Raw genomic sequence first — 12000 nt, 5'->3', positions numbered from 1 at the left:
AAGATATGAACGCCGGCAATGATTTTCACGCACAGTACGTCGCCGCGCTGACGGCCTATCTGGACACCCGCGACGAGGACAGCTTGGCCGTCGGTCATGAACTCGGCCGATGGGCCTTACAAGAACAAATCAGCATGCTCGAGATAATCGAGAACCATTTCGCCGAAATCGACAAGCTCGCAACGAACCCCGACTTCGACAGACCCGCTGCGGTGGAATTTCTGTTGCAGACGCTGGCAGCGCTCGACGTGGTAACTCGCGGCTATCTGGACGGCACCCGGCGTTACGAGGAACAACGCGCCCGCGCAGAGGGACTGGCCGATCGCGACAAGTTCCGCACTGCCCTGGTGAATTCCTTGCAGGAGGGCTTCTTCGTCGCCGATCAGCAGGGCGCCGTGGTCGAGATGAACGCCGCCTTCGCGGAGATCGTCGGATTCTCTCCAGCGGGCATGCCCTACGACTGGCCCCACCCCTGGCTGGTGGACAAGAAGATGGCCGCGCAGCAAGTAGGCCGAGTGCTGCAGGGTGGCCGCACCGAATACGAGACACCGATTCGACGCCGGGACGGCAGTCTCGCGTGGGTAGCCGTGAGCATCAATTCGGTACGCGAGTCCGGCGCGGCGCAAGATGTCTTCGTCGGAACCATTCGCGACATCACCGCCCAACGGGCCTTTGCCGCAAGAGAAAGCGCGGTGCTGCGCCTGGCGACCACCGTGGCTGTGGCCAAGAGCCTGGCCGAGGTGCTGTCGATCACCCTGGAGGAATGCCGCACGGCGCTTGACGTGCAGCGCGTGGTCGCTGTCATCTGGCCGTCCGGTGAGGGCGAACCAACCGTCCAGGCCAGCGGCGAGCTGCCGGTATCCAGCTGGCACGACCTGGATCCGTTGCTGCGCCAGACATTCCAGGATGCCCGCCATCAGCTGCCACTGACGGTTACAACGGTCGAGGCGCCGGACGCTCCCGGCAAAGCGCGCGGACTGGTTGCGGTGCTGTCGGGCACCGCCGACGTCGCGCTATGGCTGGAGCTGCGGGCACCTCGCTGGGTGAGCGCCGAGGACCGACTGCTGCTCACCGTCCTGGTCGGTCACCTCAGTCTGGCGGTTCAGCACGTGCGCCAGTTCGAGATTGCCCGCACGACATCGCTGACGCTGCAGCGCACAATGTTGCCGTCCCTGCAGCCACCACCGGGTTTCGCCGTGCGCTATGAGCCCGCCGTCCCGCCGCTGGAGATCGGCGGCGACTGGTATGACGTGCTGCCGGTGGGCGATCACCGCATCGGCATCGTGGTCGGGGACTGCGTCGGCCGTGGTTTGCCGGCCGCGGCGATCATGGGCCAACTCCGTAGTTCGGCGCGCGCGCTGCTGCTGACCGGCGACCAACCGGCGGTGTTGCTCGAGCAACTCGACTCGGCGGCGTCGCTCATTCCGGATGCGTATTGCACAACGGTGTTTCTGGCAATCCTGGACATCGAATCTGGGATCTTGGAGTACAGCAACGCCGGACACATGCCCGCGCTGATCGCCGGAACCGGGCCGGGTTCCGGGTCGGGGTTGACCATGTTGACCAATGCCCGGTCAGTGCCGCTGGCGGTACGCCGAGAGGGACCGCGCCCGCAAGCCTCTCAGGTACTGCCGTCCGGCTCGACGCTGATGCTGTTCACCGACGGCCTGGTCGAGCGCAAACACGAGTCGATTGACGACGGGATCGGGCGCGCGGCAAACGTTTTGGCAGAAACGATGGAGTTGCCCCTCGATGACGTCGCAGACGCGGTGCTTCGTAGTCTGGCTCCGCCGGGGGGTTACGACGACGACGTTGCGATGGTGATCTACCGGCACCAGTCGGCACCACTTCGAATCGAAACCGATGCCACCGCGGATCAGCTGGCTACCATCCGCCACCGGCTGAGTGGTTGGCTGCGCGGCGCGGAGGTGCCCGACGAGCTGTCCGCCGACATCGTGCTCGTCGTCAACGAAGCCTGCACCAACACCGTTGAGCATGCGTACGGCGGACAAGGCGCCGGAACGATGCTGCTCGAGGTCGAATGCATGGACGGCGAAGTCCACGTGCGGGTCGCCGACACCGGTTCCTGGAAGGCACCAACCGCCGATCCCCACAACAGCGGTCGCGGCCTGGCGCTGATCAGGGCGATCAGCGACTCCGTCGACGTGGACAGCACCAAAGCCGGAACAACTGTCAACGTCAGCTTCCGGATTGGCGGCAGGGACCTGCGCGGGTGATCACTGAAAGACCAGCAGCACATGAGATTCCGTTTGCCGGAAGCGGGAGCGGGTACGTCACCGGGGTGACTGGCGTATCGATCACGGTTGGGCCAGCGTTGCCGGCCGCGCACGGACCGCTGTCGATGACCGTCCGTCGTGCCCTGACCGGGCCGTCGTCGCGCGACCAGCTCAATCGCATCGGCGCGTCGGTCCGTGATTCCGACCCGTATGGTCTGGACCTGCAACTGGCTCTTTACATGTGCTACGAGCTGCATTACCGGGGCTTCGCAGGCGTAGACCCCACGTGGGAGTGGAATCCGGCCCTGCTGCACCTGCGCGCCGAACTCGAGCGCGCCTTCCTGGCGGGCGTGCGCCGCGACGTCGGCCCCATCGAACCGGACGAAACCGCGACGGCCGAAATGGATGCGTTGTGCATCGAGCCCGTCGACGGCACCGGCCCGTCGTACTATCTGCGCGATGCCGGAAGCTGGCAGCAGATGCGCGAGTACTTCGTGCACAGATCGCTGTATCACCTCAAGGAAGGCGATCCGCACGCGTTCGTGATTCCGCGGCTGACGGGCCGCGCCAAGGCGGCCTTCGTGGCGATCGAATACGACGAGTACGGCGCCGGGCAGGGTCCGCGGCTGCATCAGCAACTGTTCGCCGATCTGTTAGCCGCGGCCGATCTGGATTCGAGCTATCTGGGCTATCTTGAGGCGGTCCCCGCCGAGTCGCTGGCGGTGGTGAACCTGATGTCGTTGTTCGGCCTACACCGGTGGCTGCGCGGGGCCGCAATCGGGCACTTCGCCGCCACCGAGATCACCTCGCCGCCGGGCTCCCGGCGGATGGTCCAGGCGCTGCAGCGAATGGAGGCGCCGTCAGCCTGTATCGCGTTCTACCAGGAACATGTCGAAGCGGACGCGGTGCACGAACAGGTGGTACGACAGGACGTGGTCGGCGATCTGGTCGCACGCGAACCGAAGCTGGACTGCGATGTCGTTTTCGGAATGCGCGCGCATGCTGTCGTGGAAAATCGCCTGGCGGACAACCTCATGGTGCGCTGGAAGCTGGGCCAGTCATCGCTGCGGCGGCCGCTGGGCTAGTCGCTGACCTTCTTTTCGGCGACCTTTTCGGCGACCCGGCAACGGCGGTGGCTGGTGTCGCACAGCGGATACTCTTTGCTGCGCGCGCACGTGCAGATCGCCACCATGAACCGATCGGATTCGACGACGCGCCCGTCGGGCATCTCGATCCGCACCGGACCGGATATCAGCACGGGCCCCTTGGGCACCACCCGGACCCGGGTCTCGGTCATGGCTTCTCGGCCCGGATCACGACCAGTTCCTCCTCCCGGCAGCCGCGCTGAAGCCGGCCGGTGTTCTCCAGCCATCTTGCCCGCGCGGACAATACCGGTCCGAACGGAATCCACTGGGATGCAATAACTTTGGCATCCAGTCCGGTCGAACGAAGGCAGTCCAGCGACTGTTGCACGCCGGCGAAGGCCGACTGCACCAGCAACAGCGATCCGCCATGACTCAACAGCCTGGTCGCCGATTGGCACAGCGGGTCCAGCACCAGCCGCCCGTCGGGACCGGCATTCCACGCCCACGACGGGCCCGCCGCCGGCGAGATCAAGTCGGTGTCGTCAACGAGCGGTGTCGGCACGTAGGGCGGATTGGAGACCACGACATCGAACGGAGCGCAGTCGAAAGCCCTCGTCCACGAACCTTGGCGGACATCGACTTCCACCCCGGCGTCTACCGCGTTGTCGCGCGAGCACCGTACGGCATGCGGACAGATGTCGAAGGCAGTGACGCTGGCACAGCCCATTTCGGCGGCAGCGATCGCGACGAAACCACTTCCGGTACACAGGTCGAGCACCCGCCGTCCCACAATGTTTTCGGTGCGCTTCAGGGTGTCCACCAAGAGCCGCGAATCGTACTGAGGCTGGTAGACCTTGACGGCAGGCAAAGCGGCATCCGCCACTTGGTAGGTGGTCGTCAACGTAGGCCTTTCAGTCGAATTGCCGGGTACAGACCGGTCAAGCCGTAGCGATCACGGCGTGACTGATTAATGCCCGCAAACCACTGATTTAAACGCCGGTCGCGGTTTTGGCTGCCCGCGCAGCTAACCCGTCGCCGCGTGTGCGAATTGCTTCACAATCGTCGAGCAGAATGTCGGAAGATCCGACGGCGAGCGACTGGTGATCAGATTGCCGTCGACAACAACTTCCTCATCGACCACATTGGCGCCCGCGTTGCGCAGGTCGGTGCGGATGCTGGGGTATGAGGTCAGCGTCCGTCCCGCCGCGACACCGGCTTCTACCAGGGTCCACGGGCCATGACAGATCGCGGCGACGGGCTTTCCGGACTCGACGAAATCGCGCACGAACGCGACGGCCGAATCGTCTAGACGCAGCTTGTCCGGATTCACCGTGCCGCCGGGCAGCACCAACCCGTCGAATTCGTCTGTCTTCGCCTCCGATACCGGGCGATCGACAGCGAATGCCCCGGCGGGCTCGAGATCGTGGTTGCGCGCCTGTATTTCACCGGGCTTCAGCGAAAGCACCTCGACCTGGGCTCCGGCTTGAGTCAGCACCGCGCGTGGCTGCTCGAGTTCTACTTTCTCCACCCCGTCGGCGGCCAGAATGGCTATTTTCCTGCCCTGCAGTTCGTTCGACATCGGTTCTCTCCTTCTTATGAGCCGCACTGCCCAACATGGGGTCAGTGCGCGGCGGCGCGCAGCGCCTCGAGCAATGGTTCGGCGGCTTCCTTGAGAAACAGGTCCTGCGTCTCACCGCCGATCTGGATAAGCGCGACATCGGTGAACCCGGCTGTCCAGTACGGCCGGACCGCCTCGACGATGGCATCCAGGTCCGGGCCGCACGGAATGCTTTCGGCGACGTCTTCGCGACGTACGAACTGGGTGGCGCCGTCGAAGCCGGCCGGTGTCGGTAAGTCGGCGTTGACTGCCCAGCCGCCGCCGAACCAGCGGAACTGGTCGTGCGCGCGCTCGATGGCGGCGTCGCGATCGGGGTCCCAGCACACCGGCACCTGCCCGATCACCCGTTCGCCGCCGGCCACATTGGCGGCCTGCCGGGCCGCGTGCCAGGTGTCGACAAGTTCTTCGTCGGGCTGTACGGCGATCAGGTGGTCGGCGAGTTTGGCGAATTTGTCGACGCCTTTCGAGCCGGCCATCGCCACTCCTATGCAGACCGGCACCTCGGGCAGATCCCAGAGCCGTGCCGAGTCCACCTGGAAGTAGTCGCCCCGCCAGTTCACCAGCCGCCCGCCGAATAGCTCGCGGATGATCTTGATCGCTTCCCGCAGCATGTCTTGCCGACGCTCGACGGTCGGCCAGCCCTTGCCGACGACGTGCTCGTTGAGGTTCTCTCCGCTGCCCAGCCCGAGGGTGAATCGTCCGTCGGAAAGGATCTGTACGGTCGCCGCTTGCTGCGCGACGATCGCCGGGTGATACCTCATCGTCGGACAGGTCACGTAGGTGTACAGGTGCACTTTCTCGGTCACCTGTGCCACCGCGCCGAGCACCGCCCAGGCATTGGGAGCATGCCCCTGGGATACCAGCCACGGCGAAAAGTGATCGCTGCAGACTTCGAAGTCAAATCCGCGCTCTTCGGCTGAAACGGCATACCGCACAAGGTCTTTGGGCCCGCTCTGCTCGGTCATCAAGGTATAGCCGAACTTCGTCATAGCGACAGGGTTACCCGCGCGTCGGACGCGCAAACGATTTCGCGCGGCGTCAGGCTCGCGACGTCTTAGCTACAGGCGCTCCTTGACCGCAGCGGACAGGCGGGCGCCGTCGGCTTTCCCCGCCGCGATCGCGGTGGCCGCCTTCATCACCAAGCCCATCTGTTTCATGCTGGGCCGCTCTCCGATCGCCTCGGCCACCTCGGCGATAGCGGTGTCGGCGACGTCAGCCACCTCGGCCTCGGTGAGCGGCGTGGGCAGGTATTCGTCGATGATCCGCGCCTCGGCGTGCTCGTTGGCGGCCAGTTCGCCGCGGCCGTTCTGGGTGTAGATTTCGGCGGCCTCGCCACGCTTGCGGGATTCCTTGGTCAGGACCTGGAGCACCTCGTCGTCGGACAGCTCTCTGGCCTGCTTGCCGGAGACCTCCGCCGTCTGGATCGCGGCCAGCAACATGCGCAGCGTCGCGGTGCGCAACCTATCCTGGTTCTTCATCGCCTGCGTCAGGTCCGCCCGAAGCCGCGATTTGAGTTCCGCCATGACCGAGACGCTACCCGCGATGAGCCCCTGGACCCCGGGGACCCGACGTTGAGAAATGCCCCGACCGCCGACAGGATGTAAGCCATGACGAACGACGACGGCAGCTGCTCCCGGTGAGCACGCCGCCGCCTGCTTATCCGGTAGATCCGCCGTCAGGGCCGGCGGCTCCGGTGCCGCCCGGCTATCCCCCACCAGGATACGGGCCGCCGCCCGGCTACGGCGCACCCCCGGGTTACGGGCCGCCGCCCGGCTACGGCGCACCGTCGGGCTACGGCGCACCGTCGGGTTACGGCCCGCCGCCCGGCTACGGCCCGCCCGGTTACGGGCCGACGGGCTACGGCGCCCCGGCTGGGTACTACCCGTCGTACGGTCCGCCACCGCTGGCGCCGGGTGCCGTCAAGCCGGGCATCATCCCGCTGCGGCCGTTGGGGCTCAGCGAGATCTTCAACGGCGCGGTCGGCTACATCCGCGCCAACCCGAAGGCGACGATCGGGCTGACCGCCGCGGTCGTGCTGGTCATGCAGATCGTCACCTACGCCGCCACGCTCGGACCGTTGGCCGCCGCCAGCCGGGTGAAATCCGAACCGGCCACACAACTGTCATGGGCCGACGCAGCCGGCTGGATGCTGGGTCTCGGTACCGGTGTGCTGGTCACCTGGCTGGGCGGCATCCTGCTGTCCGGCATGCTCACCGTCGTTATCGGGCGAGCCGTATTCGGGTCGCCGATCACCATCGGCGAAGCGTGGGTCAAGATTCGCGGGCGGCTGCTCGCCTTGGTCGGCCTGTCGCTGCTGGAAGGCGCCGGAGTGGTGGCCATTGTCGGGCTGGTGGCGGTGATCATCGCGGGCGCCGCGGCGGTCGGAAACGCAGGTTTGGCGGTCCTGGTGGCCTTACCGCTGGTATTCATCACGATCGCACTGATGATCTACCTCTACATCGCGCTGCTGTTCGCACCGGTACTCATCGTGCTGGAAAGACTGCCCGTCTTCGAGGCCATCGGCAGGTCATTTGCGCTGATCCGCAACGGCTTCTGGCGGGTGCTTGGCATCTGGCTGCTGGCGTATCTGGTGACCAGCATCGTGGCCAGTGCGGTTGGGGCGCCGTTCAGCATCGCCGGTCAGGTAATGATGGGCATATCCGGAAAATCGTCCCTCGTCATGCTGATCCTCGGTACCACCATTGCGTCAATCGGCTCGGCGGTCGGCCAGATCCTCACCGCGCCGTTCAGCGCCGGGGTCACCGTGCTGCTCTACACCGACCGCCGAATCCGTGCGGAGGCGTTCGACCTGGTGCTGCAGACCGGCGCCGGCGGCGGGCCCGCCGCCGGAGAGTCCACCGACCATCTCTGGCTGACCCGGCCGGTTTGAGGACTTACTGACAGTGCCTTCCATCGACATCGACCGTGATGGCGCGCATCAGCTCGCCCAGGACGAGCTCAGTAAGCCGATCTACGCCCAGTCCTCGTTCGGCCAAAAATTGGACGAATGGCTCAACGAACACTTGTACCGGTTACTGGAGAAAACGTCTCACATTCCAGGAGGGTGGTTCACCACCACGGTGCTGCTCATTCTGCTCGCGGTAGCGGTACTGGTCGCCATCCGCATCGCACGGAAGACGCTGCGCACCAAACGCGGCGGCGACTCCCAGTTGTTCGAAGCCGCGCAGCTTACCGCGGCCCAGCATCGTGCCACCGCGGAAGGCTATGCGGCGGAAGGAAACTGGACTGCAGCAATACGCCACCGACTGCGCGCGGTCGCGCGCCAGCTGGAGGAGACCGGTGTGCTCAACCCCAACCCGGGCCGCACCGCCAACGAACTCGCCCGTGACGCCGCCGACGCGTTACCTCATTTGGCAGACGAATTATTCCAGGCCGCAACAGCATTCAACGATGTCACCTACGGCGAGCGACCCGGCACCCAGCCCGCCTACCAGATGATCGCCGACCTTGACGACCACCTGCGGTCGCGACCGGCCGGCGCCGTGACGGCGGGCGTACACCCCGCTCCGGCCGACTCATGGGCGCAGGTACGGTGACGACGATCGGCTCCGGGGCCGTTCCCGCAGCAGCGACCGGTACGGCGGCGCGGCGCTGGCGTTCATGGCGCTGGGCGATGCTCATGCTGGTCCTGTTCGCGGCGGTGGCCGCGATCGGCGCCTACCTGACCGCGCCGCGCCCTGGCGGCCGCATGGATCCAAACGCCACCAGCCCCAAGGGCGCTCATGCGCTGGTGTCGTTGCTGCGTGACGGCGGCGTCGAGGTGGTCGTGGCCGGCAACGTCGCTGACGTAGAACGAGCGGCACGTCGCGACACGCTGATACTGATTGCGCAGAGCCAGTATCTGACCGACACGGCGGTTCTGGACCGGCTGGCGAAGGCCCCCGGCGACCTGCTGCTGGTGGAACCGACCGCTCGAACCCGCGAGGCGCTGGCACCGGGTCTGCGCATCGCGACCTCCAGCAAATTTCATAGCGATCCGAATTGCACGCTGCGCGAGGCAGTTCGAGCCGGATCAGTCCGCTTCGGAGCGAGCTATGCTTACGAGTTCAAAGACGGTCGTCAGGTAACCAGGTGCTACGACGGCGTGCTGATTCGCTATCGCGACGGCGGCCGAACCATCACCGTGGTCGGCAGTTCCGGCTTCATGACAAACGGGAATCTGTTGCAGCAGGGCAACGCCGCGCTGGCGATGAACCTCGCGGGCGACCGGCCCCGCGTCATCTGGTACGCGCCCGACCATGTCGAGGGTGAAAAGCCTACCGCCACATCGTTTTCCGACTTGATCCCGGACAACGTGAGCTGGATGGTCTGGCAGCTTTGGCTGGTCGTGCTTCTCGTCGCGTTGTGGAAGGGCCGCCGGATCGGCCCACTGGTGGCCGAGGAGATGCCCGTCGTGGTACGGGCATCGGAGACCGTCGAGGGGCGAGGCCGGTTGTACCGCTCGCGCCGGGCACGCGATCGCGCAGCGGCAGCGCTGCGCACCGCGACGCTGCAGCGGCTGTCGCCCCGACTTGGCCTGGCGGCCAATGCTCCCCCGCCCGCAGTGGTCGCCGCCGTCGCCACCCGCAGCGGGACAGACGCTAATTTCGTGTTCTACCACCTGTTCGGGCCGACCCCGGCCACCGACAACGACCTATTACAACTTGCCCGTGCACTCGACGAGATCGAAAGGCAGGTCACACACTCGTGACACAGTCCCCTTCCACGCCACAAGCCCCGCCCGCCCAGACGCAGGCCGGTGAATCGGCACGTGAAGCACTGCTTGCCCTCCGCACCGAGATCGCCAAGGCCGTCGTCGGCCAGGAGGGGGTTGTCAGTGGCCTGGTGATCGCCCTGCTGTGTCGCGGTCACGTACTGCTGGAAGGCGTTCCGGGAGTGGCCAAGACGCTGTTGGTCCGGTCGCTGTCGGCCGCTCTGCAACTGGAATTCAAGCGGGTGCAGTTCACCCCCGACCTGATGCCCGGCGATGTCACCGGCTCACTCGTCTACGACACGCGCACCGCCGCTTTCACCTTCCGGCCGGGTCCGGTGTTCACCAATCTTCTGCTGGCCGATGAGATCAACCGCACCCCGCCCAAGACGCAGGCCGCGTTGCTCGAGGCGATGGAGGAGCGCCAGGTCAGCGTGGACGGCGAGCCGCGGCCGCTGCCCGATCCGTTCATTGTCGCCGCGACCCAGAACCCCATCGAATACGAGGGCACCTACCAACTGCCCGAAGCCCAACTCGACCGCTTCCTGCTCAAACTGAATGTGACACTGCCGCCCCGTGATTCCGAAATCGCCATCCTCGGCCGGCACGCGCACGGCTTCGATCCCCGCGATCTGTCCGCCATCAACCCGGTCGCCGGACCGGCCGAGTTGGCGGCCGGCCGCGAGGCGGTGCGCCAGGTGCTGATTGCCGATGAGGTGCTGGGTTACATCGTCGATATCGTCGGAGCCACCAGGTCCTCCCCCGCACTCCAGTTGGGAGTGTCGCCACGCGGGGCAACCGCGCTACTGGGCACCGCCCGGTCCTGGGCATGGCTGTCCGGCCGCAACTACGTCACTCCCGACGACATCAAGGCGATGGCCCGCCCGACGCTGCGGCACCGGGTGATGCTGCGCCCGGAAGCCGAACTCGAAGGCGCCACACCCGACGGTGTGCTCGACGGGATTTTGGCGTCGGTTCCGGTGCCCCGCTAGTGGTCCTGACCGGGCGTGCCGGATTGGTGGCGCTGATTTGCGTTCTGCCGATCACGCTGTCGCCTTGGCCGGCAAAGGCTTTCACAGCGCTATTGCTGGCGCTGGCGATACTGGTGGCCGTCGATGTCGCGTTGGCGGCCAGTCCCCGCAGGTTGCGGTATACCCGCTCGCCGGACAGTTCGGTCCGGTTGGCGCAGCCGGTGGCTGCAGGCCTGCTGATCCACAACGACGGACGGCGCTGGTTCCGCGGCCAGATCCGCGATGCCTGGCCGCCCAGCACCTGCGCGGAGCCGCGCACCCACACCTTGGTCATCGCCGCCGGGCAGCACGAGCACGTCGACACGACGCTGCGGCCGGTTCGGCGTGGCGATCACCGCGCGGCCGTAGTCACCGCCCGCTCGATCGGTCCGTTGGGATTGGCCGGGCGTCAGGGTTCGCAGCGGGTGCCCGGCCAGATTCGCGTGCTGCCGCCGTTCCTGTCCCGCAAGCACCTGCCGTCGCGGCTGGCCAAACTGCAGGAGATCGACGGCCTGCTGCCGACGCTGATCCGGGGGCAGGGCACCGAATTCGATTCGCTGCGTGAATATGTCGTGGGCGACGACGTCCGATCGATCGACTGGCGGGCAACCGCGCGCCGAGCCGACGTCATGGTCCGCACCTGGCGGCCGGAACGCGACCGGCGGGTCGTCTTGGTGCTCGATACCGGCCGGATGGCCGCGGGTCGCGTCGGTGTCGACCCCACCGCCGCCGATCCGGCCGGGTGGCCGCGGCTGGACTGGTCGATGGACGCCGCACTGTTGCTGGCCGCGCTGGCGTCGCGGGCCGGCGACAACGTCGACTTCGTCGCCCACGACCGGGTGAGCCGGGCCGGTGTGTTCGGCGCCTCGCGCACCGAGCTGCTCGCCCAGCTGGTCAATGCGATGGCCCCGCTACAACCGACGCTTGTCGAGTCTGACTGGCGCGCAATGGTAGCCGCGATTTCGCGGCGCACCCGGCGGCGGTCGCTGGTGGTGCTGTTGACCGACCTGAACGCGACCGCGCTCGACGAAGGGCTGCTGCCCGTGCTGCCGCAGTTGTCGGCCAAGCACCACGTGATGGTTGCCGCGGTCGGCGACCCGCGTGTCGACGAAATGGCCGCCGGGCGTTCGGATCCGGCCGCGGTGTACGACGCGGCGGCGGCCGAACGATCCCGCAACGATCGCCGTGCGATCGCATCTCGACTGCGCCGCAGCGGGGTTGAAGTCGTCGACGCGCCTCCTACCGAGATCGCACCCGCCCTTGCCGACCGCTACCTGGCGATGAAAGCAACTGGGCGACTATAATTCCTTACGCCGAGTGTGAACTGGGCGACGCATTT

The 12000-nt window shown here is 66.5% G+C and carries 12 protein-coding genes; 7 read left to right on the top strand and 5 right to left on the bottom strand.

The features are described from left to right. The first annotated feature begins 5 nt into the window (after positions 1-5). Together AC5Y21_RS09420 and AC5Y21_RS09415 are read left to right on the top strand one after the other, a co-directional pair. Entirely contained in the window at positions 6-2237 is a 2232-nt protein-coding gene (locus AC5Y21_RS09420) for a SpoIIE family protein phosphatase (protein ID WP_499911796.1), read from the top strand. 125 nt (positions 2238-2362) lie between these two features. Then, on the top strand, positions 2363-3322 hold the full coding sequence (locus AC5Y21_RS09415; protein ID WP_499911794.1) for an iron-containing redox enzyme family protein: 960 nt from the start codon (positions 2363-2365) through the stop codon (positions 3320-3322). Here AC5Y21_RS09415 and AC5Y21_RS09410 read toward each other — a convergent pair. The 5 genes from AC5Y21_RS09410 to AC5Y21_RS09390 all read right to left on the bottom strand — a co-directional run bounded on the left by AC5Y21_RS09410 (position 3319) and on the right by AC5Y21_RS09390 (position 6463). Further along, positions 3319-3534: a CDGSH iron-sulfur domain-containing protein gene (locus AC5Y21_RS09410; protein ID WP_499911604.1), complete on the bottom strand. Its 216-nt coding sequence runs from the start codon at positions 3532-3534 to the stop codon at positions 3319-3321. The genes AC5Y21_RS09415 and AC5Y21_RS09410 overlap by 4 nt on opposite strands. Continuing rightward, positions 3531-4223, bottom strand: coding sequence for a HemK2/MTQ2 family protein methyltransferase (locus AC5Y21_RS09405; RefSeq protein WP_499911602.1), 693 nt, complete (start codon positions 4221-4223; stop codon positions 3531-3533). Before AC5Y21_RS09405 ends, AC5Y21_RS09410 begins: the two co-directional genes overlap by 4 nt. 123 nt (positions 4224-4346) lie before the next feature. After that, positions 4347-4901 carry a type 1 glutamine amidotransferase domain-containing protein gene (locus AC5Y21_RS09400; protein ID WP_499911601.1) on the bottom strand — a complete coding sequence of 185 codons (555 nt, stop codon included), beginning with the start codon at positions 4899-4901 and terminating at the stop codon, positions 4347-4349. A gap of 41 nt (positions 4902-4942) precedes the next feature. Then, positions 4943-5929 (bottom strand): LLM class F420-dependent oxidoreductase, encoded by a 987-nt coding sequence (locus AC5Y21_RS09395; RefSeq protein WP_499911599.1) that lies wholly within the window; start codon positions 5927-5929, stop codon positions 4943-4945. A gap of 69 nt (positions 5930-5998) precedes the next feature. Next, positions 5999-6463, bottom strand: a complete 465-nt coding sequence (locus AC5Y21_RS09390; RefSeq protein ID WP_499911597.1) for a GatB/YqeY domain-containing protein — start codon at positions 6461-6463, stop codon at positions 5999-6001. Positions 6464-6567: 104 nt separating this feature from the next. On the opposite strand from AC5Y21_RS09390, the gene AC5Y21_RS09385 reads away from it, so the two are divergent. Genes AC5Y21_RS09385 through AC5Y21_RS09365 form a run of 5 tightly spaced genes read left to right on the top strand, consistent with a single transcriptional unit; the run spans position 6568 to position 11965 of the window. Continuing rightward, positions 6568-7830: a DUF7847 domain-containing protein gene (locus AC5Y21_RS09385; protein ID WP_499911791.1), complete on the top strand. Its 1263-nt coding sequence runs from the start codon at positions 6568-6570 to the stop codon at positions 7828-7830. A 13-nt stretch (positions 7831-7843) separates the two neighbouring features. Continuing rightward, positions 7844-8497, top strand: a complete 654-nt coding sequence (locus AC5Y21_RS09380; protein WP_499911595.1) for a DUF4129 domain-containing protein — start codon at positions 7844-7846, stop codon at positions 8495-8497. Further along, positions 8479-9651, top strand: coding sequence for a DUF4350 domain-containing protein (locus tag AC5Y21_RS09375; RefSeq protein ID WP_499911593.1), 1173 nt, complete (start codon positions 8479-8481; stop codon positions 9649-9651). The genes AC5Y21_RS09380 and AC5Y21_RS09375 overlap by 19 nt, the downstream gene beginning before the upstream one ends. After that, positions 9648-10643 (top strand): AAA family ATPase, encoded by a 996-nt coding sequence (locus AC5Y21_RS09370; protein ID WP_499911591.1) that lies wholly within the window; start codon positions 9648-9650, stop codon positions 10641-10643. The genes AC5Y21_RS09375 and AC5Y21_RS09370 overlap by 4 nt, the downstream gene beginning before the upstream one ends. Beyond that, positions 10643-11965: a DUF58 domain-containing protein gene (locus AC5Y21_RS09365; RefSeq protein WP_499911589.1), complete on the top strand. Its 1323-nt coding sequence runs from the start codon at positions 10643-10645 to the stop codon at positions 11963-11965. Before AC5Y21_RS09370 ends, AC5Y21_RS09365 begins: the two co-directional genes overlap by 1 nt. Positions 11966-12000 lie beyond the last annotated feature (35 nt).

The sequence above is a fragment of the Mycobacterium sp. NGS41 genome, assembly GCF_059812725.1.
This window is presented reverse-complemented; position numbering and strand designations above follow the sequence as displayed.